Annotated in this window: 14 protein-coding genes; 5 read left to right on the top strand and 9 right to left on the bottom strand. The window is 72.5% G+C overall.

Going from position 1 to position 22,633, the window contains the following annotated elements:
• Window positions 1-89: 89 nt before the first annotated feature.
• Window positions 90-3,185, bottom strand: a complete 3,096-nt coding sequence (locus ACZ58N_RS25035; RefSeq protein ID WP_471163885.1) for a non-ribosomal peptide synthetase — start codon at window positions 3,183-3,185, stop codon at window positions 90-92.
• A gap of 608 nt (window positions 3,186-3,793) precedes the next feature.
• On the opposite strand from ACZ58N_RS25035, the gene ACZ58N_RS25030 reads away from it, so the two are divergent.
• Window positions 3,794-4,864 carry a BTAD domain-containing putative transcriptional regulator gene (locus tag ACZ58N_RS25030; RefSeq protein WP_471163883.1) on the top strand — a complete coding sequence of 357 codons (1,071 nt, stop codon included), beginning with the start codon at window positions 3,794-3,796 and terminating at the stop codon, window positions 4,862-4,864.
• On the opposite strand, the gene ACZ58N_RS25025 is transcribed toward ACZ58N_RS25030, so the two are convergent.
• Window positions 4,865-5,524 carry a cutinase family protein gene (locus ACZ58N_RS25025; protein WP_471163880.1) on the bottom strand — a complete coding sequence of 220 codons (660 nt, stop codon included), beginning with the start codon at window positions 5,522-5,524 and terminating at the stop codon, window positions 4,865-4,867. It abuts the gene before it with no gap.
• Between the two features lie 154 nt (window positions 5,525-5,678).
• Here ACZ58N_RS25025 and ACZ58N_RS25020 point away from each other — a divergent pair, with 154 nt between their 5' ends.
• Window positions 5,679-7,346 (top strand): PLL family lectin, encoded by a 1,668-nt coding sequence (locus tag ACZ58N_RS25020; protein WP_471163878.1) that lies wholly within the window; start codon window positions 5,679-5,681, stop codon window positions 7,344-7,346.
• A gap of 107 nt (window positions 7,347-7,453) precedes the next feature.
• Here the strand turns inward: ACZ58N_RS25020 and ACZ58N_RS25015 are convergent, their stop codons facing one another.
• Complete coding sequence (locus tag ACZ58N_RS25015; RefSeq protein WP_471164019.1) at window positions 7,454-8,488, bottom strand: alpha/beta hydrolase; 1,035 nt, start codon at window positions 8,486-8,488, stop codon at window positions 7,454-7,456.
• Between the two features lie 101 nt (window positions 8,489-8,589).
• Complete coding sequence (locus tag ACZ58N_RS25010) at window positions 8,590-11,094, bottom strand: penicillin acylase family protein (RefSeq protein ID WP_471163875.1); 2,505 nt, start codon at window positions 11,092-11,094, stop codon at window positions 8,590-8,592.
• A gap of 242 nt (window positions 11,095-11,336) precedes the next feature.
• Between ACZ58N_RS25010 and ACZ58N_RS25005 the strand changes: the two genes are divergently transcribed.
• The 3 genes from ACZ58N_RS25005 to ACZ58N_RS24995 all read left to right on the top strand — a co-directional run bounded on the left by ACZ58N_RS25005 (window position 11,337) and on the right by ACZ58N_RS24995 (window position 15,550).
• Window positions 11,337-12,854, top strand: coding sequence for a DUF8189 domain-containing protein (locus ACZ58N_RS25005; RefSeq protein ID WP_471163872.1), 1,518 nt, complete (start codon window positions 11,337-11,339; stop codon window positions 12,852-12,854).
• 456 nt (window positions 12,855-13,310) lie between these two features.
• A complete protein-coding gene (locus ACZ58N_RS25000) occupies window positions 13,311-14,120 on the top strand; it encodes an FHA domain-containing protein (protein WP_471163870.1) in 810 nt (269 codons plus the stop codon).
• Window positions 14,117-15,550 carry a serine/threonine-protein kinase gene (locus ACZ58N_RS24995; RefSeq protein WP_471163868.1) on the top strand — a complete coding sequence of 478 codons (1,434 nt, stop codon included), beginning with the start codon at window positions 14,117-14,119 and terminating at the stop codon, window positions 15,548-15,550. The genes ACZ58N_RS25000 and ACZ58N_RS24995 overlap by 4 nt, the downstream gene beginning before the upstream one ends.
• A gap of 35 nt (window positions 15,551-15,585) precedes the next feature.
• Here ACZ58N_RS24995 and ACZ58N_RS24990 read toward each other — a convergent pair whose 3' ends face one another.
• From ACZ58N_RS24990 to ACZ58N_RS24970, 5 genes are all read right to left on the bottom strand, one after another.
• Window positions 15,586-17,196, bottom strand: coding sequence for an alpha/beta fold hydrolase (locus ACZ58N_RS24990; RefSeq protein ID WP_471163866.1), 1,611 nt, complete (start codon window positions 17,194-17,196; stop codon window positions 15,586-15,588).
• 12 nt (window positions 17,197-17,208) lie between these two features.
• Window positions 17,209-18,768 (bottom strand): alpha/beta fold hydrolase, encoded by a 1,560-nt coding sequence (locus ACZ58N_RS24985; protein WP_471163863.1) that lies wholly within the window; start codon window positions 18,766-18,768, stop codon window positions 17,209-17,211.
• 203 nt (window positions 18,769-18,971) lie between these two features.
• On the bottom strand, window positions 18,972-19,796 hold the full coding sequence (locus ACZ58N_RS24980; protein WP_471163860.1) for an ECF transporter S component: 825 nt from the start codon (window positions 19,794-19,796) through the stop codon (window positions 18,972-18,974).
• Window positions 19,793-21,445: an ABC transporter ATP-binding protein gene (locus tag ACZ58N_RS24975; protein WP_471163857.1), complete on the bottom strand. Its 1,653-nt coding sequence runs from the start codon at window positions 21,443-21,445 to the stop codon at window positions 19,793-19,795. The genes ACZ58N_RS24980 and ACZ58N_RS24975 overlap by 4 nt, the downstream gene beginning before the upstream one ends.
• Entirely contained in the window at window positions 21,442-22,629 is a 1,188-nt protein-coding gene (locus ACZ58N_RS24970; RefSeq protein WP_471163855.1) for an energy-coupling factor transporter transmembrane component T, read from the bottom strand. Before ACZ58N_RS24970 ends, ACZ58N_RS24975 begins: the two co-directional genes overlap by 4 nt.
• Between the last annotated feature and the right edge of the window lie 4 nt (window positions 22,630-22,633).

The raw sequence follows: 22,633 nt of genomic DNA, 5'->3' as shown, positions 1-22,633 counted from the left end.
CACGGGGCCTGGGGCCTGTCGTCAAAGTCCCGTCGTCGCCCGGAGGGCGGCCGGACACCGCGAGGCAGACGGGAGTTCGACGACAGGTCCTAGTGGCGCTCGCGGACGGCGGCGGCGATGCCCGCCGGGGTCGGGACGTCGAAGAAGACGTCGAAGTCCAGTTCCACGCCGAACGCTTCGCGGATCCGGGCGGCGATCCGGATCACCGTCAACGAGTGCCCGCCGAGGTCGAACAGGTCGTCCTCGGGGCCGACATCGGGCAGGTCCAGCACCTCGGCCCAGATCCGGCGGACCGCGCCGGTCGTTTCGTCGCCCCCGTCGGCCGCCCGCGGCGTCGGGGCCTCGCGCGGGGGTACCGGCAGGGCACGCCGGTCCAACTTGCCGTTCGGGGTGAGGGGCAGGCGCTCCATGGTGAGCCAACGCTGCGGTGCCATCGCGGCCGGCAGTGTGCGCAACAGGTGGTCGCGCAGGGCGGCGGGAGCGGGCGCCCGGGTGCCGGTGGCCGGGACCAGGTAGCCCGTCAGGAACGGCTCACCGCCCTCCTCGGTGTGGACGGCGACGGCGGCCCGGGCGAGGTCCGGGTGCTCCAGCAGGGCGGACTCGATCTCGACCAGTTCGATCCGGTGGCCGCGGATCTTGACCTGGTCGTCGATCCGGCCGAGGAAGTCGAGCTCGCCGTCGGACGTTCGGACGGCACGGTCCCCGGTCCGGTAGAGCCGGGCGCCGGGCGGGCCGAAGGGGTCCGGTACGAAGCGTTCGGCGGTGAGTTCGGGTCGGCCGAGGTAGCCGTGGGCGACGCCGTCCCCACCGATCAGCAGTTCGCCGGGGATGCCGAGCGGGGCCGGGTTCAGCCGCTCGTCGACGACGTAGGTCCGGGTGTTGGCGATCGGGCGGCCGATCCCGACCTGGCGGGGCTCGACGGGGATCTCCGCGCAGGTGGACCAGATGGTGGTCTCGGTGGGTCCGTACACATTGAACAACCGGGCCGTCCGCGAGCGCAGTTCGCGGGCGAGCGGCAGCGGCAGGGCCTCGCCGCCGGCCAGGCCGATGACGTGGGCGAGCGCGTCGGCGTCGTTCTCCGCCGCGAGCATCACCCGCCATCCGGAGGGGGTGGCCTGGACATGGGTGACGCCCTCGGCGCCGATCAGCGCGAGCAGCCCGGGGCCGTCCACGGCGAGGCCGTCCGGGGCCAGGACCAGGCGGCCACCGGTGATCAGCGGTAGGTGGATCTCCAGCGCGGAGATGTCGAACGAGAGCGAGGTCAGGCCGAGCCAGGCGTGCCGAGGTTCGGAGCCGAGCCGGTCGGCGAAGGAGGTGAGCAGGTTGACCAACGCCCGGTGGCCGACGGCGACGCCCTTGGGGCGGCCCGTCGAGCCTGAGGTGTAGAGGACGTACGCGACGTCGTCCGGACCGGGGGCGGCGTCGGGGGCGGCCTCCACCGCGGCCCGGTCGACCGTGGACGGTGCCGGGAGCCGTAGGACCGCGGGTGCCGCGGCGGCGACCGCCGGCGCCGGCTCGTGGTCGGCGAGCACCAGAACGGCTCCGGAGTCGCGCAGGACGAGGGCGAGCCGCTCGGCCGGATAGCCGGGGTCCAGTGGCAGGTACGCGGCGCCGGTGGCCAGGACGGCGAGCAGCGCGGCGGGCAGGTCGGCGGTGCGGTCCAGGTGGAGGGCGACCAGGTCGCCGGGCCGGACGCCGGCCGCCCGTAGGGCGGTGGCCAACTGGTCCACACGGGAGCGCAGCTCTCCGTAGCCGACGTCGCGGCCTCCGGCGGAGACGGCGATGGCCCCGGGGGTGGCGGCGGCCTGGGCTCGGAACAGATCGAGCACGGTCCGGTCGGCCGGATAGGGCCGGGCGGTGGCGTTCGGCGCGCTGGTGACGGCGCGGAGTTCGGCGGCGTCCAGCAGCGGCAGGTCCAGCAGCGGGGTACCGGGCGCGGAGACCGCGCCGGCGAGCAGCGTCCTGTAGTGGCCGACGATCCGGCGGGCGACGTCGGGGGCGAGCACGGCCGGGTCGAACTGGAGGCTGAGGTCCAGGCCGCCGCCCGGGGTGTTCGGGGTGTCGGGGCCTTCCACGACCTGGAGGTGCAGGGTGTTGCGGGCGGTACGGTTGTGCACCGCCCAGGCCACCCGGGCGCCGGCCCCGGCGAAGTCCGGGTCCGGGCCGCGCCGACGGTAGCCGAGCGAGACCGGGGTCAGCCCGACGCGGGGTTCCAGGCCGGCGACGGCGGTTCCGAAGGGCACACCGCGGTACGCGTAGCCGGCCCGCAGCTCGGCCCGGACTGCGGCGGCGAAGGCGGCGAAGGTCCGTGACGCGTCGGCCGCGGGGGCGTGGACGGGCAGCTCGTTGACGAACAGACCTATCTCCCCGCCGAGTTCGGGAGTCCGGGTGGAGAGCGGAACGGACACCGGGACGGCTTCGCCGCCGTAGCGGCGCAGCAGTCCGTGCAGGGCCGCCAGCAGGAACTCGAAGACGGTGGTGTCGGTGCGGGTGGCCGCGGCGGTCAGCCCGGCCCACTCGGCGCCGTCGAGGCGCCACTCGATCGCCTCACCGGTCCCGGCGGTGGTGGAGGTGCGGGGGGCGCCGGGCAGGACCGGTTCGGTGGCGGCGGCCCAGCGCGGGCCGTACCACGCGGCGGCCCTCCGAACGGTGTCCGGATCCGGCTCCGGGGCGGGCGTCGGATCCGGTGCCGTGATCGAGGGCAGGGGCGCCGAGCCGTAAGCGGCCGCGAGGTCGCGGGTCAGGACGTCCTTGGAGTTGCCGTCGAAGACCGAGTGGTGCGCGGTGACCAGCAGTTCGGCGCTGCCGTCGGCGCGCCGCAGCAGCGTGAAGCGGCTGAGCGGGCCGGTCTCCAGGGCGAACGGGCGGGCGGCCTCCTCCTCCAGTCGTTTCTCCAGGTCGGCCTCGTCCGAGGGTGCTTCGAGCTGCTCCAATTCGGGTCGGCGTTCCGCGGGTTCCTGATGGATCCGGCCGTCGCGTTCCACCAGCCGGGCGGCCAGTGCGGGATGGCGCCCGGTCACGGCGGCCACCGCGCGGACCAGTGCCGCCGGGTCGATCCGATCGAAGGAGATCCGTACCGGCATGTGGAACGCCTCGCGGGCCAGTCCGAGTCGTTCGGTGAGCCAGACGCCCTGCTGGGCCGGTGAGGCCGGGGTGCGGTCGGGTGGTGGGAGTGCTTCGGACATCGGCGGCTCACTTAGGACGTCGGAGCGGAGCGGAGGAGCGGCACGGTGACGTGCGGACGCGACTTGGGGCGCGGGTTGCCGCACGTCGGGGTCCGGGGACGCCGACGGCAGGCTGCGGCAGCCGGCTTCGGTGATGGTTTCGGTCATCGTCCGGCGCCCGGTCCACCCCCGGGGACCGGCCGTCGGCCGTGAGCGTTCGGGGCCGCCGGGCATGCCGGTTTCCCGAGGTGTTCGGTGGCCCAAGGCCCTCACCCATGAGGAGAATTGGTCCAGACCTGTCGAGAGATTCGCACAACACCCACACACCGTCAAGGGTTGACCATGGCCCGGAATCGACCGTCATGTGCGCACCGAGTTGTCCGGACACCGTCCCGAACGTCCCCAGTCGTGAACGGGATATGACATGCCGTCAATCATTTGCCGCCCGGCAGCCGACCGACCGTGTTTCGGACCGGCGGCGAAGGCCTTCGCTGTCGCACATCCATGGCCGTCGCCGACCCCGTACACGTGTCACTCCGGATCGTTCCGGATGCCCCGACGCCGGCCGCCCGCCCTACCTTGTCGTCGGCGCCCGCCAGACCGACCTGTCCGGAATCCGGGGAGCAGCGATGCCGACGACGGCCACCACCGACCACCGGACCGCGGCCCCGCTCGGGCACCAGGAGCGCGAGGTGCTCTCCGCGGTCGGCTGCGGCATGCGGGACGACGAGGTCGCCGCCGCGCTCGCCATCCCCGAGGAGGCCGTGGCCCAACACCTCGCGCGGATCATGGCCAAGCTCGGTCTGCGCGACCGGGTCGCGGCGATCGTCCACGCCTTCGACCGCGGGCTGACCCTACCCGGGCGCGGCCCGCGCCCCCGGCCGGTGCGCACCACCGCCGGTCGGGCATCCGGGCCGACCGTACGGATTTCCGTGCTCGGTCCCCTGGAGGCGTCGCGCGACGGGCGGACGCTGAACCTGGGACACCTGCGGCAGCAGGCCGTACTGGCGGCGCTGGCGCTGTCCGCGGGACGGCCGCTCAGTCAGCAGGAACTTCTCGATGACGTATGGGGGATGGAGCCGCCCGTGGCGAACGTGGTGCCGGTGTACATCTACCGGTTGCGCAAGGCCCTGCGCGCGGGGGACGGCCCGGACTCCGTCATCGGGCCCGCCCGGCGCGGCTACCGGCTGGTGCCCGGCGCGGTCGACCTGGACGTGGCACGCCTCGCGGAACTCGTCGCCGAGATCGGGACGGCCGAACGGGCGGGGGAGCCGGCCGAGGCGGTCCGCCTGTGCTCCCGGGCGCTGGGGATGTTCCGCGGGGAGCTGCTGGCCGGCCTGCCCGGGCCGCTCGCCGAACTGGAGCGGCTGCGACTCACCGAGCGCAGGATCGCCCTCGTGCAGCGGAAGCTGGACGGGCAGCTGCGACTGGGGCAGGACTCGGAGGCCATCGCCGAACTGTTCGCCCTGGCCGTGGCGCACCCCCTGAACGAGCCGCTGGCCGCGATGCTGATGCGGGCCCTGTACCGCAACGGCCGGCAGGCGGACGCGTTGACCGTCTTCGACGGCGCCCGCCGCCGGCTGGCCGAGGACCTCGGGGTGGCTCCGAGCCCGATGCTGCGCAGGACCCGCGGGATGATCCTGCGCGGGGACGAGGCCGGCCTCGGCCTCGCCCCCGCGGCGGGATCGACCCGTCCGTGATTACGCGGGATACCAGGCGCCGTTGTACCACTGCTCGTTGGCGCTGTCGTTGTGGTGATCCATGTTGAAGTCGTTGGGGTAGTTGTTCACGTGGTTGCCCGGGTACGTCCAAATGCCGGCGGATTCGTCGCAGACGTAGTCCCAGTGGCAGATCGTCTTGACCGGCACATTTCCGAAGTAGCGGTCGGCCCCCGCGAGGGGAAAGCCCACGAAACCACCGAAGGGCACGGCGCCGCCATTGGCCCCGGGACCGCCCTGCCGCTTCGGGTCCGACACGAGGACGGCGTTGACATTGCCGAACGTCTGCCAGTTCTCGGTGACCCAGATGTGCACCACCGCGGCGCCCAGGGAGTACCCGCCCATCTTGACGTGTTGGTTCGGGCACGCGGCGCGCTGGTCACGGACCAGCCGGTTCAGCTCGTTCACACCGGCCCGGGCGCTCGCGCCGTTGGGGATCTGGGTCGGATATCCGACGTGCTGTTGGATGTTGCCGGTGAAGTTGTCGTTGTGCCAGGAGCTTCCCGTCCCACCCACGACGATCGTGTAGGTGCCCTCGCAGGAAGCCGTCGTCGCGGCCTGCGCCGTGGACCCCTGCGCCAGCGAAATCCCGGCCGTCAGCAGCAGTCCGGCCATGGCGGCGCCGATCCTTCTTGCCCGCATTCGTTCCTCCCGTGTGGTCGTTACCGCACGACGGTGGCACCGGCCGATGACATTCCGATGAAACTCCCCGATTCCATCGGTATTTCATGGTCGCCCCCTACTGTCACCGCCGACCGAATTCCGCGGACTCGATTTCGCGACGGGAAGGGATTCCATGGCAAGAAGCGGCATATTGCGCGTGCTGACCGGGCTGGCCCTCGTGGCCGGCGTGTGGGTGTTGGTCGTCGGGATGACCGCCTCGGTCGCCCTCGCCCGCACCGGGCCCGCTCCGGCTCCGGGCGACGAACGGTACGGCGTATCCCGGTACTTCATCGATCCCCGAGGCCTGGGCATTCCGACCGAGCCCTGTGATCCGGCCGGCCCGTCGGCCATGGACGCCGTCATGGCCGCGCAGCTCAACCCGCAGCTGAACGCGAGGATGGCCGGCCACCTCGACGCCTACAGGGTGTCCTGCGCGCGGATGGTCACCCAGGCCGTGAAGGAGCGGGGGCTCAACCGGAGAGCTGCGGCGATCGCCATCGCAACGATCATCGTCGAGGCCGGCATGAACAACTACTCCCAGGCCGTCGACCACACCAGCCTGGGGCTGTTCCAGCAACAGGACTGGTGGGGCAGTCGGGAGCAACGACTGAACCCGGCCCACGCCACCAACGCCTTCCTCGACGCGATGGAGCAGCAGTTCGAGGGCGGATCATGGAACAACGAGGCCATCGGCGAGGTGTGTTGGCGGGTGCAGCGACCGCGGGAGGACCTCAACCACCTGTACGGGTTGCAGGCCGCCGACGCGGTGCTGATCGCCGACGCGCTGTGGTCCGGGATGGGCGGCGGCCCCGAGCACCCGAACGCACCGGGCCGGGTGGTGTCCGGAAAGTCCACCGACGGGCGTCTCGAAGTCTTCGCAGCCGGCGCCGACGGCGTTCACCACGCCTGGCAGACCGAGGTGAACGGCAGCTGGTCGCCGTGGAGGTTCGAGGGCGGTCCGCGCAACGCGCAACTGGCGGTGGCCACCAACGCGGACGGTCGGTTGGAGCTGTTCGCGCTGTCGGACAGCACCTTCGACCACATGTGGCAGAACGCGCCCAGCGGTGGGTGGTCCACGTGGGCGAACTTCGGTACAGGCGGCCACCGTCTGGCGGCCGGCAGCAACGCCGACGGCCGCATCGAGGTGTTCGCCTCGAACGCCGACGGCGTGTTCCACCGCTGGCAGACCGGGCCCGGCGGCAGTTGGGCGAACTGGGAGGGCACCGGCGGCGGGCCGGCCGACTCGCGGCTCGCCATGGAACGGGCCCCCGACGGGCGGCTTGAGGTGTTCGCGCTGTCGGACTCCACGTTCGGACACCTGTACCAGTCCGGAGTCAACGGTGGCTGGGCCGCCTGGGAGGACTTCGGGGGTGGCGGGCACGGTCTCGCCGTCGGTCACAACCAGGACGGCAGGCTGGAGGTGTTCGCCTCGAATCCCGACGGGGTGTTCCACCGCTGGCAGACCGGCCCGACCTCGTGGTCGGCATGGGCGGGCACCGGCGGCGGACCCTCCGACGCCGAACTGGCCACGGCGCGGTCCGTCGACGGCCGGGTCGAGGTCTTCGCGATCAACGGCGCCACCGCGAGCCACACCTGGCAGACCGGCCCGAACGCCTCGTACGCGCCGTGGGAGACCTTCGGCACCGGCGGCACCGCGATCGGCGCGGGCAGCAACGCCGACGGCCGCATCGAGGTCTTCGGCGCCGGCCGCCTCGGTGTGTACCACCGGTGGCAGACCGGGTTCGCCACCTGGTCGGATCGATGGACCTGGCTGAACGACGCCGGCCCCGCGATCACGTAGCGCGTGCGGGAAGCGAAGGACGCCCGCCGTCGCCCCGCGGCGGGCGGGACGGCGGCGGGCCGACGGTGGGCCGAAGACGGCAGGCGTTCGGCCCCGTCTGCCTCGGGTCAGGAGGCGAAGGCCCGTTCAAGCCTGGGGATCAGGTCCCGGAGGTCCTGTTCCCAGCAGCCGGCGTTGTGGCCGCCGTCGCAGTGGGCGCCCCAGGAGGAGCCGTCCCCGTAGTTGACGTAGTGGTACGGCATGCCCAGGGCGTCCATCCGGGCCTTGACGTTCTGGGCCGCGCCCTGGATCCAGAACTCCGGTTGCAGCGGCGAGCCGCCTCCGTTGCCCGTGTAGATGGAGACCCCGATCCCGGCGAGCCTGTCCATGTGCTGTGACGGGTCGACCTCGTTCCACCGCCGATCGACGTTGAACACCGGGTACGGGGAGCCGAACGCGGCGTCACTGTCCACGGCCGGCTTGTAGGGGGAGTCGTTGGGGTCGCAGGCTCCGGAGGCGGACCCGCAGAGCGCGCCCGTCGCGTCGATGAGGGAGGCGACGACGGCCAGCCGCAGGTCCATGGAGCGGGCCGACAGGTCGATGTCCCCGGACAGGGACGCGGTCTGGCCGAACAGGTCGGGACGGGCCTGCGCGTAGTGGAAGGCCCCGAACCCGCCCATGGAGATGCCCGCGACCGCCCGGGCCTTCTTCGTGGCGACGGTCCGCAGGTTCGCGTCGATGAACGGGATCACCTGCTTGAGGTGGAAGTTCTCCCAGTTCTGCGCGCCCGCCGCGGTCCTCTGGTTGAGCCAGTTGGCGTACCATCCCCGGGCGCCGCCGTCCGGGATGACGGTGATCATGGAGTCCGACATGGACAGGGCCGGATAGTTCTGTTGGATCGGGTCGTCGGGCGAGCCGTGCAGGAAGTACATCACCGGGTAGCGCCTGCCCGGGTCGTCGTAGTAGCCGCTCGGCAGGATGATCTTGATGTGTTGCTCTCCCGCGACCTCGGGCGTGGTCACGGTGAGATGGAAGTTGGTGGCGCTTCCCGCCGCCGGGGCGACCTGGGTCAGGCCGAAGCCGTTGCCCATCGGCGGCGGCGCGGCGCCGTCGGAGGCCTGCGCCGAACCGGTCGGCGCGAAGACGGCCACGGCGGCGACCATCCATGCCACTGCCGTGCGCCACCCGTGCGTTGCTCTCTTCACTGTGCTTCCCCTCATGAGGTCGGTCGTCGCGGTGCGCGACACGTGTCGGGAGGACGGACTCAGTCCAGGACCACCACCCGCAGCGCGGGTGAGGCCGCGATCAGGTCCTCGGTGAACCTCTCGGTCACCCACCCGCCCGCCGAGAACAACTTGGTCTGATCGGCGTGGTGCGGGGAGCCGGGGTCGGCCGACTGGGAGTAGGCCAGGACGGAGAACGCCTGGGGCGGGCCGTCGGCAGTGAAGCGGACCATCTGGACGAAGCTCGACCCGAAGACGACGTCCGGCTTTCCGTCGACCTGGCCCGGAGTGATCACGTTGAGCACGCCGAGTTGCCCGATCGAGCCGTGGATCGGGATCTGCTCCCCGCCGCGGGTGACCTTCTGGACGTCCGACAGCGGGGCGTTCAGGGCGATGCCCGCCTTGCGCATCGCGAAGACGGCCCGGCCGAACGCGTCACGGACCGAGGAGTGACCCGAATCGAGCGAGTTGGGCGTGTGCACCGGGTCCTTGGGATCGAAGGGGACCCGCCACGGCAGTTTCTCCACTCCCTGCCCGCCCAGCAGGAAGTACCAGTAGTTCGCGAACAGCAGGGATCCCCGACTGTTCGACGTGTAGTCGTGGTCCGTCCAGGCCGCCAGGATCGGACACGCCTCGCTCACGTTCACCAGGTTGCCGTCCACCAGGATGAGTCCGAAGGGCTGGCTCCGGCACATCGAGACGGTGGCGTTGAGGGCCAGGTCGGCGGCCCTGCTGTTGTCGGCGAACAGCAGCCGCCCCATGGTCTCCGGTGTGAAGCCCCGGCCCGGCAGGCCGTCGGTGCCGTTGATCCGGTTCTGCGCGGTCAGGATCAGCTCCTGGGTGCGCAGCGATCGGGGCGCCCCGGTGTCGCCCATCACCCTGGGGAAGGACAACGGCTGCTCGGGATTGGCCAGCCAGGCACTGTCGTTGGCATTGCCCACGTAGTCGGACCGGATCAGGCGCGGCTGCTTGTGCGGATCCAGCAGCCCGGGCGCCACCGCGTTCGGGTCGTCGGGCCAGTCGCACGCGCTGCGCTTGCCGTCGAATATGGAGATCGGCGGCACGTTGGGCAACCGCAGCGACTGGTTGAACAGCAGCTGACCCGTCAGGGTGAGGCACGACCGGGCGTGCTCGTCGGTGATGTTCGGGGTCGCCTGGATGTCCGCGTAGAGGGCCTTGCCCCCTCGGTCGGAGGCGACGGTGTTGAAGAACGGGACGCCCTGCGTGCTCTCCAGGGCACTCACCACCTCGTTGACGTCCTTGGCCCGGTCGAGCCGGAACCAGGTGTTGAGCGCCCGCAGGTTGTTCATGTTCACGTCCCGCACCGCGTGCGCGCTGACCACCCAAGGCAGCGGCTGCCCCTGCATCGACGTGGTGATCGGGCCGTACCGGGTGGACCACAGGGTCCTGGTGACCCTGCCGACGGATCCGTCCGCGTTCCGCACGTCGACACCGACCTGCTGCGAGGTCATCCGCTCCCAGGCACCGTCGACCAGGTACTTGGTCGGGTCGAGCAGATCCACCTGCACGTCGAACAGCCCGAACGGGGCGACCGTGGCGACGGTGTGGCTCCAGGCGACGTCGTCGTTGTACCCGATGTTCACCGCGGGCAGTCCGAGCAGGCTCGCCCCGGAGACGTTGAGCTTTCCCGGGATCGTCAGGTGGCTCTGCCACATCCGGTTCTTGCCCTGCCACGGGAAGTGCGGGTTCGCCAGCATCATGCCGGTGCCGCCCGACACGCCCTGCGAGCCGACGGCCAGCGCGTTGCTGCCCATGCTCTGTTCCCGACTCACCGCCATGGCGTCGCGGATCCTCGCCGCGGTTTCCTCGGGCGAGGGCGAGGGCGAGGCGGTGGTTCGCGGTCCGGCCGGGGCCGCGGCGGCCGGCTGCCCGGCTGCCGCCGACGCCCCCGGGGGAGCGGCGTTCACCTGACCGTCCAGCAGCGGGTCGGCGCTGCCCATGATGATCTCGGCGTGCGCGTGCCGGTAGACGTCGAGCTCCGTGATCGGTCGCACCCAGGCCGCGCCGCGGCAGGCCGGGTCGGTGATGCCGTTCGTGCCCGTCTCGGCCAGGTACCTGTTGTAGCCCTGGACGTAGCCGCGAATGGTCTCCCTGACCTCCGGCTCCGGCCCGTCGGGGGCCGGCTGGTCGAGCAGGCGCTCCACCACCCGGTCGTCCTTGATCCGCTGGAAGTACAGGTCGCTGTTGAGGTTGCTCGTGCCGTTCTGGTTCTGGCCGGGGCTCGCCCTGCCGTCGGGCCCCAGATGGCGGGACCTCTGGGCGTTGACCATCAGATAGGTGTCGGCCAGGGTGCAGATGTTGTCCTTGGCCGCCGCGTATCCGTAGCCCGTTCCCAGTCCCTCCCAGTTCGAGGCGATGATGTGCGGGATCCCGTACTCCGTGTACCGGATCGTCGGCTTGTCGGGACCGCGTCCGCCACCGGTCGGCGCCGTGGCCGGCGAACCGGTGGCCGCCATCGTGCTCATCACCGCGACCGCGACCGCCACCACCAGCGGCAGCCTCGCCCCGTGTCTCCTCCGCGCCATCGAGCCGTCCTTCCCCTGGGTACGGGCCTTGGTTCGAACACGGCCACGGTGGGGACGACCGATGAAATCCCGATGACGCCGCCGCACCCCGGGACGGGTAGCCGACGGGCTCCCGCCTGTCAGTCCGTAACCTTCCGGGGTCCCCGGGGAAGGCGGCGTTGCTACCTTCCGGGTCGACGGCTGTGCGGCCCCCGCCCGGACGTGCCCACCCACCCCAAGACCCCCCAGGGGAGGAGCGTCACGTGCTTCCTGGAGCATCCCGCCGGGCACTGGCCCTCGTGCTCACGGCGGCTGCCGCCCTGCTGCCGACGGCGCCGGCGTCCCCGGCGTCGGCCGCCGCGAACCGGAGCACCGCTGCCGCGGCGGCCTGCCCGGCCGCCGGCATGGTGTCCCAACACCACCACGGCGGCCACAACGGCGTCGACATCGCCAACGACGTGGGGACGCCGATCCACGCCGTGGCCGACGGCGAGGTCACGATCTCCGGATACGAGCCCGGCTACGGACAGTGGATCCGGATCCAGCACCCCGACGGACGGATCTCCGAGTACGGGCACATGAGCCGGCGGGACGTCGTCGTCGGCGACCACGTCGAGGCCGGTCGGCAGATCGCCCTGATGGGATCCGAGGGGAACTCCACCGGCCCCCACCTCCACCTGCGGATCTGGGGCGACCGATCCGCCTCCTGGGGCATCGACCCCGAGACCCACCTCGCCGAGCGCGGTGTGCTGCTGCCCTGCACCCCGGGCCCCGGCCCGGGACCCCGGCCGCAGGTGCATCCGTCGGAGTCGGGCCGGGTCGTGGCGGCGCGGTCCGCCGACGGCCGCCTGGAGGTGTTCGCCGCCGGTACCGACGGCATCCACCACGCCTGGCAACAGGAGGTCAACGGCAACTGGTCGGCCTGGAAGCCCCTCGGCGGACCCGGCGACGCCGAACTCGCCATCGCCCCCAACGCCGACGGCCGCCTGGAGCTGTTCGCCCTGAACGGGAGCACCCTCCAGCACCGTTGGCAACTGGCCCCGTCCGGAGGCTGGTCGAACTGGGAGGGCTTCGGCGAGGGCGGCCGCGACATCGCGGCCGGCGTCAACGCCGACGGCCGCATCGAGGTCCACGCGTCCGGCCCCGTCGGCCTCTTCCACCGGTACCAGGACACCGCGAACGGCGGCTGGTCGAGCTGGGAGTCCACGGGCGGCGGCCCGGTCGACAGCCGCGTCGAAATGGAGAAGTCGCCCGACGGCCGCCTGGAGGTCTTCGCCCTCAACGGCACCACCTTCCAACACCGCTACCAGACCGCCCCCAACGGCGGCTGGTCCCCGTGGGACACCTTCGGCGTCGGGGGCCACGACCTGACCGTCGACCACAACGCCGACGGCCGCCTGGAAGTCTTCGCCTCCGGCCCGGTCGGCGTGTTCCACCGCTATCAGACCGGCCCCGGAGGCTGGTCCGGCTGGGAACCCACCGGCGGCCCCGCGGACTCCCGACTCACCAGCGAACGCACCCCCGACGGCCGTGTCGAGGTCTTCGCGATGAACGGCACCACCGCCGTGCACAGCTGGCAGACCGCCGCCAACGCCCCCTTCGGCGAATGGACGCCCTTCGGCACCGGCGGCACCGAGGTGACCGCCGCCGCCAACGCCGACGGCCGCATCGAGGTCTTCGGCCTGAACGGCACCGGCACCTTCCACAGGTGGCAGACCGGCTTCGCCACCTGGTCCGAATGGACCTGGCTCAACAGCACTCCCGGCCCCACCGGGAAGTGACCCGGCCCGGCGCGGCGGCGGGCCCGGCCGGCACCCGGGGGCCCTGCGGTCGTGTCCCCGGGTGCCGGGCCGCCCCGATCCTCTGACCGAAGGTGCGGATCTCGCCACGCGAAGGGGGCGATCGACGCTCCGCTCCCGACGCGAACCTCCCCCGGAGCCGGTTCAGGCCCTCCCGCCGCAGTGACCTTCCCCACCTTGAGCAAGCGGAAGGAGGCCTCCGCACCCCGCACACGGGCCCGGCGCCCGCGCCCCGGCCCGGCTGTTCCGGCCGAACGGCCGGGCCCGGCCCGACGCCGACGCCCGTTCGTCGCTTCCGGAACGGGGTCGGGACGACCCGGTCCGGCCGGCCGCCGCGCGCCGTCCGGCGAAGTGGCCAAAGTACGCCGGTGAACTCCCCTGAACGGCCAGTATCGTTCCGCTCGTCCGGCAAGCGCGACGGGTGGAACGGGGGGAACGATGAGCGGCGTGGTCGTTCATCTGCCGCGGGGAAGCGGTGGCGCCGACAGCGGCCGACCGCACGGTGACGCGGTCACGTTGCGGCTCGGCCCCGGCGAGGTCGCCCGTTTCGGACGCGGCTCCGCGGCGGTCCCCGTCGAACTGCGCCTCGCCGATCCCGCGATCTCCCGGCTCGCCGGGGAGATCCGGGTGACCGACGACCACTGGCAGCTCACGAACCACAGCACCACCCACAGCTACCTCGTCGAGAACCCGGAGGGAGCGGGGGAGTACCTGAGGGTTCCGCCCCGCAGGGTCGGCGCACCCATCCCGTTCGAGTTCGCCCGCGTGGTGCTGCCCACCCGCGGTGACGTCACCGTGTCCTTCCAGGTGTTCGCCCCCGACCACGTCTACCTCGACCCGGACGCCATGGGCGTCCCCTGGGGCAACCGCACCCTCACCGCCTACTCCCTGGACGAGACGGCCACGTACTTCCTCGTCCTCGTCGCGCTGTGCGAGCCGCGCCTGCGCGACCAGTCCCGCGTGGCGGTCCCCACCACCCCCGCGATCGTCGACCGGCTCAAGGGGCACGCCACCTGCGCCGCACTGACCGCTCGGGCGGTCAGCTCGCACATCGACTACCTCGCCGAGGAGAAACTGCGCATCAGCCTCCCGGACGCCCACGAACCGGGCAAGGGTGACCGCCGCAACGGAAAACGCGAGGAGATCGTCGGGCTCGCGCTGCGGTTCGGACTGGTACGGGAGGATCACCTCACGCTGCTGCCTCCCCTGACCGGGGCGGGCGGTCGCGAGCGGCAGGCCGCACGATGACGCTGCGGCCCGGCCTGGAAGACACCGCGGAATGCGACCGGATCGACCTGATCGCACCGGGCCACCGGCTGGGCGACTGGGTGGTCACCGGGCTCATCGGCTCCGGAGGCTGGTCCACGGTCCACGCGGCCCGCCCGGCCGACCGGAACCCGGTTCGGCCCGCCGTCGCCACCGCCGGCCGACCCCCGGTCCCCACCGAAGTCGCGCTCAAGATCATGCCGACCGCCGGGCTCGCGCCGCGCCAGGCGCGCAGGATCGTGGAATCAGCCCGCCGCGAGGTCGAGCTCGGGCGCCGTGCCGGGCATCCCAGGCTGATCGGCCTCCTGGAGTCGTTCGTCGTCGCCGCACCCGACCTGCCCGCCCTGGAAGGCGCGATCGTCCTGGTCATGGAACGGGCCTCCGGGAGTCTGCGGGACCTCATCGACGCCGGGCTGCCCGAGACCGACCGAGGGCGACTGATCGCGGGGATCTGCGAGGGCCTCGCCCATCTCCACCGGTCGGGCTGGGTCCACGCGGACCTCAAACCGGAGAACGTGCTCCTGGGCGAGGACGGATCCGTGAAGCTCTCGGACTTCGGTCTCGCCACCGAACTGACGGGCACCCACGGATACGCGCCGCCCATGGGAACCCTGGACTACCTCCCGCCCGAACGCTGGCGGGCGCCCCTCGGAGAACTCGGCGTGCGGGTCCGGCCGAGCGCCGACATCTGGGCCCTGGGCGTCGTCATCCACGAGGTGTTCACGGCGGGCGGCTCACCGTTCCCCGGAGCGACGCCCATGGCGCGGGGCGCCGCCGTCCAGCAGTACGGCGAGGGGCGGGCCCCGCTGCGCATGGACCACTCCGTGCCCCCGTTCTGGCGCGCGCTGGCCGCCGACTGCCTCGCCCCGACCCACGAGGCGCGCGCCCCGCACACCGCGGAGAGCCTGCTCGCCCGCATCGCCGCCCAGCGGGAAACGCCCGGGGCGGGCCGGCTGCGGGGCCGTGCCCGCGCCGCGGTCCTCGCCACCGCGCTCTGCGGGATGGCCGGCGCGACCCTGTGCTCGGACGCCGTACGGGCCGCACCGCCCGCACCGCCCGGCCCCGCGGGCACGGCGGCCGGCACGGTCCGGATCTTCAACGCGGAGCGCGGCTGCCAGGAGCGGGCCGATCGGGAACCGGGATGCAGCCTGGGCCTGGCGATCGATCCCCTGCGGCCCTACACCGCGGACAACGTCGTACCGACCAGGGTCTGGCACGGAGACGTCCTCGCCGCCGACTGCCAACTGCCCGACGGCCGACCCATCATCGACGAGGAGGACCGGCAGTCCACCCGCTGGTTCCGCGTACGCCTCCCGCCGGGCTCCGCGCCTCCCACGGCCTGGTTGCCCGCCGTACGCACCAAGGAACAGCCTGCGGTGCCGGCGTGCCCGCACCCCGCCACCGCGGGTTGACGGGGCGCGGGGGCGGGCCGGGCCGCGGACGGGGCTCACCCACCGATCTCGAACTCCGGCGGCTTGAGGTCCTTCAGGCACGCGGTGTTCGGCGCGGCCGGGTCGTCGAAGAAGGAGACGGCGATCCGCTGGGCGCACTTCGAGGTGGCGAACACCACGTGCGGCTCGTACGGGACCGTGACGACCTTCGCGCGGGGCAGCGTACGAGCCACGTACGGCCCGTTGTCCGCCCCGGTCTGCGAGTCGAACCCGCCCGAGAGGGCGAGCGTCGGAATGTCGCCGCGCGTGACGTCCCGGATCGACGGCGGAGCCGCGGGGACGTTCCAGACGGCGCAGTCCGGACGGAGGAACGTCAGCTGCGGGGCCTGGGCCTGCACCGAGCGGGGGAACGAGGGGAACGCCTCCTGGCCGCCGCGCAGGGCCTGCGCCTGGGTTTCGTACGGGGTCCACTCGCTGCAGAAGACGCCGTACACGAGACCGTGCGCGACCCTCCCCACGGCCTGGGGGCTCAGCTTGCCTCCCGCCCACTGGGCGGCGATCCGCTGCGGCTTGCCGTGGGCCAGTTCGTCGAGCGCGGCGGGTACTTGCGACGCGACGTGGGTCGCGGAGGTCATCCAGTTCACCAGGGCTCCGCCGTCCAGCACGACCTTGACCGGCTTGTCGCTGCCGGGCAGTTCGACAGTGGTGGTGACCGGCTTCGCTTCGAGTTCCCGGACGAGCCGGTCGAAGGTGGCCGACAGGTTCGGGTACCGCTCGGCGCAGGCGGGCTGCTCCGCACAGGCCTTGAACAGGCCGTCGAAGCCCTGCCGGGCGCTGCTCCAGGTGGTGGCCGAACCCGACCTGGACGGCGGGAGTATGCCGTCGAGGCCCACCGAGCGCAGGCCCTCGGGACGCAGGCGCATGTAGGTCAGCGCCAGGTGCGTGCCGTAGGAGATCCCGTACAGGTTCCACCGCTCGATGCCCAGCGCGGTGCGCAGGTCGTCGTAGTCCGCGGTGCTCTCGATGTCGTTGTAGGCGCCGAGGTCGATCCCGCGGCCGGCCAGTTGGTCGCGGCACGCCTTCGTGGCCTCGACGTGCAGGCGTTCGGTGGACGGCGCGTCGTACACGAGGCCGACCGCGCGCGCGTTGAACTCGTCGATGTCGGGGCACAGCAGCGTCGGGTCGGCCGAGTAGGTACCGCGCTGGGACATGAAGATCACATCGCGGTCGCGGTTCAGGCCGCCGTCGATCGCCATCTTCGCCTCGCCCACGGCGTCGTCGCCGGGCCCGCCCGCGAGCCACACGATGGGGTCCGGTTTCGGCGTGCCGGTCACGGCGGGCACGATCGCGACACCGAGTTCGATCGTGCGACCGCCGGCCTCGGTGCGGTTCTCGGGCACGGTGAGCGTGCCGCAGCGGGCCCCTTCCAACGCCGCGACCGGCTCCGGCGTCCTCGGGCAGGAACCGGGCTCGAAGCGGGCGTCACCCACCGTCCGCGCGACCGTCCCGATCGGCGGTCGCGGGGTGGGCGTGGGGTCGGTGCGGGGCTGCCCCCGGGCGGGCGCGCCGAGGAGCCCGGTGACGAGGAGACCCGTCGCCAGGGCGGCCGACGCGAGGTGCGGGCGCCCTGCGGAGCGGCGGTGACGGGGCGCGTGGTGGCGTGACATCCGGACTCCCGGTCATCTCGGGACGATCGTGAACGGCGCGGGTCGGAGACCGTCCGCGCACGAGGTGTCGGGATCGGTCGGGTGGGCGAAGAACGACGCCAGCACGCGCTGCGCGCACGGCGACTGCGGGACCACCCAGTGGCCGATGCCGGGGATCCGCAAGGAGGTCGAGCGGGACAGGTCGCGGGCCACGTCCTTCGCCCAACTCGGTGCGGTCTTCACGTCGAACGTGCCGGAGATGACGAGCGCCGGAACGGAACTGACCGTGGCCACCCGCTGGGCGGACGAGCGGTCCGCGACGTTCCAGATCCGGCAGGCCTCGTACTGGAAGGGCAGCTGCGGCACCTGGGCGAGCACCGTGTCCGGCCATCCGGGGAAGGCCTTCCGCCCGGCGGCCAGGACGTCGGCCGCCGAGTGGCCCGGCGCCCACTCGGCGCACACGATCGAGTTGGTCAGGCCGTGCGCGAACTCGCCGACCTTCTGCACGGAGGCGCCCGCGCGGGCCTGTGCGAAGCGCTCCGGGTCGCCGCGGGAGAGTTCGTCGAGCGCCGCCGGGATGTCCTTGGGCCGCGGGGAGGAGGCGACGATCAGGTTCAGCAGCGCGCCCCCGTCGAGGACGGTTCGGACGGGCTCACCGCCGTCCCGCGGTGTGACGTCCAGGGTCAGCGGCTGGGCCTCCAACTCGCGGACCTGCTCCGTCAGCATGCGCCGGAGGTCGGGGTAGCGGCCCTCGCAGGCGGGCTGCGCCGCGCACGCCGCGAGGATGTTGTCGATGCCCTCGGCCGTGCTGCCCCAGGTCCACGGCAGGGTCACGGCCCGGGGAGGCGTGATCGAGTCGATCGCGAACGCACGGATCCCCTCGGGGTGCAGGCGCAAGTACGTCAGGGCCAGGTTGCTGCCGTAGGAGTACCCGTAGACGTTCCACCGGAGGATGTGCAGCGCCTTGCGCAGATCGGCGAAGTCGGCCGCGTTCTCCGTGGTGTTGTACGCGTTCAGATCGGTGCCGTCGGCCGTCAGACGGCCCCGGCAGTCCTTGACCGCCTTCAGGAAGAGCTGCTGTGCCTGCTGCGCGTCGTAGCCCAGGCCGACGGCCCGGGCGTTGAAGCGGTCGATCTCGGGACAGGCCAGGTTCGGCCGGTTGTGGAGGTTGCCGCGCTGGGCCATGACGATCAGTTCGCGGTCCTTGTTCAGCCCCGATGCGACGAGGAACGGGATGTCGTCGAAGGTGTCGGCGCCGGGACCGCCCGCCATGAACACCACCGGGTCGGCCGCGGGCTTCGCGGAGCCGGCGGGAATGCGGGCGACGGCCAGTTCGATGGTGCGGCCGCCGGGCCGGGCGCGGTTCTCGGGGACCTTGAGGTATCCGCAGCGGGCGTCCGCCAGGGCTTCGACGGGCTCGGGCGTCTTCGGGCAGGGCCCGGGGACGAACCCGACCGGGTCCACCGGGCCCTGCCCGGCGGGGGGCCGAACCGGTGCGGTGGGGGCGGCGCCCGCCGCCACGGGGCCCAACACCGTCAGACAGACCAGACAGACCCCGGCGGTCGTCACCGCGTGGATGCCGTGCTTCGGCATGTGGCCTCGTTCCCCTGCCGACACCGGCGGCGACCGTGCCGTGCCGGGCCCTCAGTGTTCTGGGCGGAACCCACCCTTTTGACGCTACCGGGCGGCCGTCCGCCGTGCACCCGGAGCCCGGCCGGTGCCCTCCCGTCCCTCGTGGGGCTCCGCAGGCCGAAGGCGTCCGGACCGGGTGACGCGCACGGCGCACGGCCCGGCGGTCAGCCGCGGTCGGGCGGGATCGGGCGGGCCGAGAAGCGGATCGGTGCCTGGAAGCGGGCCTTGCGGGCGGCGCGGCGGAACACCGTGAGGACGGCGGGACCGGCCAGGCAGATGCACACGAAGTTGGTGACGGCCCGGCCGGTGTCCCAGCCGAGGGAGGTGGCCAGGTCGAAGGCCAGGTAGCGCTGGAACTGCTCGGTGAAGGGGAGACCGGGGAGATAGGCGATGGAACTGTTCGGATCCAGGGAGAACGGCCAGAAGGACAGGTTGAGCAGGAACCCGAAGAGATATCCGGACACCGAACCGTAGACGGCCAGCAGGGCGACCTCCCGACGGCCGCCCGCCCTCGGCAGGAAGCCCGCGAGCATGCCCACGAAGGCGCAGCCGAACATCTGGTACGGCATCCAGGGTCCGACCCCGCCCGTGATCAGGGCGGACGCGAAGAGCGAGGTGCAGCCGAGGGTGAAGCCGAAGCCCGGTCCGAAGACCCGACCGGCCAGGACCAGGATGAAGAAGACCGTCTCGATGCCCGCGGTCCCGGCGCCGAGCGGCCGGATGGCGGCGTTGACGGCGGAGAGGACGCCCAGCATCGCCAGGGCCTTGGAATTGATGCCGCCCTCGGCGATCTCGGAGATCACCACGCACAGCACGATGACGAGCAGGACGCCGAAGATCAGAGGCGGGGCGTAGTTCGAACCGAACTTGCCCGGCGCCACGAGGAACGGCCAGAAGAACGCCACGATGCCGAGGAACGCGGCCATCGCGATGACGATCCCGGTGCGCGTGTTGATGCGGATGGCGGCGGTGCGTACGGTGGCGCTCATGAGTCGGTGTCCGTCCCGCCGTCGGGCAGTTCCGCGGTCACCTGGGTGACCGTGAGGTAGGGCAGCGGCGCGAGGATCTTCGCCGTCTGGGGGGCGAAGACGGGTGAGGCGACGATGACTTCGGGCGTGGGGCCGTCGGCGACGATGTCGCCCTCGGCCATGACCACGACCCGGTCGGCCGCACGGGCGACGAACTCGACGTCGTGGGTGGAGATCACGACCGCCCGGCCCTCCGCGGCCAGTCCGTCGACGATGCGGACCAACTCGCTCTTGGCCCGGTAGTCGAGCCCGCGCGTGGGCTCGTCGAGGAGCAGGACCCGCGGGGCCGCGGCCAACTGGATGGCGAGCACGAGAGCGAGCTTCTGGCCCTCGGACAGGTCCCGGGGATGGGTGCTGTCGGCTATGCCGGGGGTGAGCCGGTCGAGAAGGGCGCGCGCACCGCCGCCCGTCACCTCGGACTCGGTGTCGGCCTGGTCGAGTTCCTGCTCGACCGATTCGAGGTAGAGCAGGTCGGTGGGGGTCTGCGGGACCAGACCCACCAGACGGCGCGCCCCGGCGGCCGACAGCTTCTTCGGGTCCAGGGGCTTCGCCCCGCCGTCCGGCCCGGCCACGGCCACGCTGCCCGCCTTGCGGGGCCCCGATCCCTGGAGGGCCCAGAGCAGGGATGACTTGCCGGAGCCGTTGCGACCCATGAGGGCGGTGACCTCGCCGCCCCGCAGGTCGAGGTCGACCTCCCGTACGGCCGGGACGCCGTGGTACGCCACGGTGACCCCGCGTGCGCCGAGCAACAGCGAACCGCCGGTCGTCGACGCGGTCCGTACCGGCGGCGGAGTTCGGCCCGCCAGCCGACCGCGCAGGGGGGACGCGGCGCGGCGGGCGTCGCGGATGGACAGCGGCAGCGGGGACCAGCCGGCGGCCCGGCCCAGTTCGACGATGGGGGGCGCGATGGACGACGTACGGAAGACGTCCGCCGGCGCCCCGGAGACGACACGGCCGTCGCCGGGAAGATGGATGACGCGGTCGGCGTACTGGACGACGCGTTCCAGGCGGTGTTCCGCGAGGAGGACGGTGACGCCGAGGTCGTGCACGAGACGTGTGACGGCGGCCAGCACCTCCTCCGCCGCGGTCGGGTCCAGGGCCGAGGTGGGCTCGTCCAGCACGAGGACCCGGGGGTGGGCGGTGAGGACGGAGCCGATGGCCACGCGCTGCTGCTGGCCGCCGGACAGCTCGTGCAGGGCGCGGTGGCGCAGGTCGGCGAGCCCGAGCAGGTCGAGGGTCTCCTCGACGCGTTTGCGCATGGTGGCCGGCGGGACCGCCAACTGCTCCATCGCGTAGGCGAGTTCCTCCTCGACGGTGTCGGTGACGAACCCGTCGAGCGGATCCTGGCCCACCACGCCCACGACATCGGCGAGTTCACGGGGCGGGTGGTCGCGGGTGTCACGGCCGTCGACGGTGACGCGGCCGAAGAGGGTACCGCCCGTGAAGTGCGGGACGAGGCCGTTCACGGCGCCCAGCAGAGTGGACTTGCCGACGCCGGTGTGGCCGACGACGAGGCAGAGTTCACCCTCCTCGACGGTGAGGTCCACGTCCCGCAGGACCGGTTCGGCCGTGTCCTCGTACTGGACGGTGACCTGGTCGAAGGTGATCACTTGGGTTCCTCGGTGCGCGGTACGGGGACGGTCGGCCGGACGGGTGCGGAGGGCGGCGGTGCCAGGAAGCCGGCGGCGCCCGCCAGCAGGATGGCCGCGGCGGGGACCGGCGGCAGGGTGGGCCAGCTGAGCGGATAGATCGACGGGTTGAGTTCGGCGGCGTTGAAACCGACGTTGGCGAAGAGCAGGACGGCCGACAGCACACCGCAGCCCGCCACGGCCCATTCCGCGAAGCGCCAGGGATCGGGCCGATAGGTGGTGCGGCTGACACGGCGACCACCGAGCCGCAGACCCGCGAAGCACAGGACCGCCCCCGCCGCCATCGCGGGCAGCCCCAGGAGCTTCGGGGCGGTGGCGTCGAGGAGTCCGTAGGCCCCCGCGCACAGGCCGCACATGCCGAGGAGCATCAGGGCGCCGGTGGCGCGACGGGAACCGCGGGTGGCGGTGCCGGCGCGGCCGTAGCCGCGCGAGTCCATGGCGGAGGCCAGCCGCAGCGAACGCTCCAGGGCGTCTTCGAGCACCGGGACGACGATCCCGCGCAGGGCCCGGAGCCCCTTGGCGCGACCGGCCCGCAGCCGCTTGGCCCGGTGCACGCGCTGCACGCTCTGCACGAGTTGCGGGGCCACGCTGATGGAGACCGTGACGGCGACGCCGAGTTCGTGCAGGGCACCGGGCAGGACGCGCAGGGCGCGTTTGGGGTTGGCGAGGGTGTTCGCGGCGCCGATGCAGCACAGCATGCAGGCCAGCCGGAGTCCGTCGGTGGCGGCGGAGAGCAGTGCCTCCAGCGAGACCGGGCCGCCGAGTTGGATGCCCGCGTACCAGTCGGGCGTGGGGATGTGGGGGAGGGAGAAGAGGAAGTGGTCGCGGGGCGTGATGCCGGTGGCGAAGACCGCGCGGAAGACCACACGGATCGCGACGACGGTCAGCGCGAGGTACAGGTAGTACTTGAACCCCCGGGCCCAGGGGGCCTCGGTGCGGCGCATGGTGATGACGTAACCGAGGACGGCCAGGACGAGGAAGAGCAGCAGCGGGTTGTTGGTGCGGCTGACGGCGGTGGCGAGGGCGAGCGCCCAGATCCACCACGCGACGGGGTGCAGGGTGCGGGGCAGCCGGCGGCCACCCGGGTCCGGCGCGGGGCCGGACACGGGTGGCTTCGCCGCGGCCGCGGTGGCGGTGCGGGACACGCGG

It is taken from the genome of Streptomyces sp. NPDC040432, from assembly GCF_055595445.1.
Note: the sequence above shows the minus strand (reverse complement) of the source record. Positions and strands in the feature narration are given on the sequence as shown.

Coding starts and splice junctions, on each gene's coding strand:
- ACZ58N_RS24995 (WP_471163868.1), top strand. CDS start 14,117: ATGACGCTGCGGCCCGGCCTGGAAGACACCGCGGAATGCGACCGGATC.
- ACZ58N_RS24985 (WP_471163863.1), bottom strand. CDS start 18,768: ATGCCGAAGCACGGCATCCACGCGGTGACGACCGCCGGGGTCTGTCTG.
- ACZ58N_RS25025 (WP_471163880.1), bottom strand. CDS start 5,524: ATGCGGGCAAGAAGGATCGGCGCCGCCATGGCCGGACTGCTGCTGACG.
- ACZ58N_RS25000 (WP_471163870.1), top strand. CDS start 13,311: ATGAGCGGCGTGGTCGTTCATCTGCCGCGGGGAAGCGGTGGCGCCGAC.
- ACZ58N_RS25010 (WP_471163875.1), bottom strand. CDS start 11,094: ATGGCGCGGAGGAGACACGGGGCGAGGCTGCCGCTGGTGGTGGCGGTC.
- ACZ58N_RS24990 (WP_471163866.1), bottom strand. CDS start 17,196: ATGTCACGCCACCACGCGCCCCGTCACCGCCGCTCCGCAGGGCGCCCG.
- ACZ58N_RS24980 (WP_471163860.1), bottom strand. CDS start 19,796: ATGAGCGCCACCGTACGCACCGCCGCCATCCGCATCAACACGCGCACC.
- ACZ58N_RS25015 (WP_471164019.1), bottom strand. CDS start 8,488: ATGGTCGCCGCCGTGGCCGTCTTCGCGCCGACCGGTTCGGCGCAGGCC.
- ACZ58N_RS25030 (WP_471163883.1), top strand. CDS start 3,794: ATGCCGACGACGGCCACCACCGACCACCGGACCGCGGCCCCGCTCGGG.
- ACZ58N_RS25035 (WP_471163885.1), bottom strand. CDS start 3,185: ATGTCCGAAGCACTCCCACCACCCGACCGCACCCCGGCCTCACCGGCC.
- ACZ58N_RS25020 (WP_471163878.1), top strand. CDS start 5,679: ATGGCAAGAAGCGGCATATTGCGCGTGCTGACCGGGCTGGCCCTCGTG.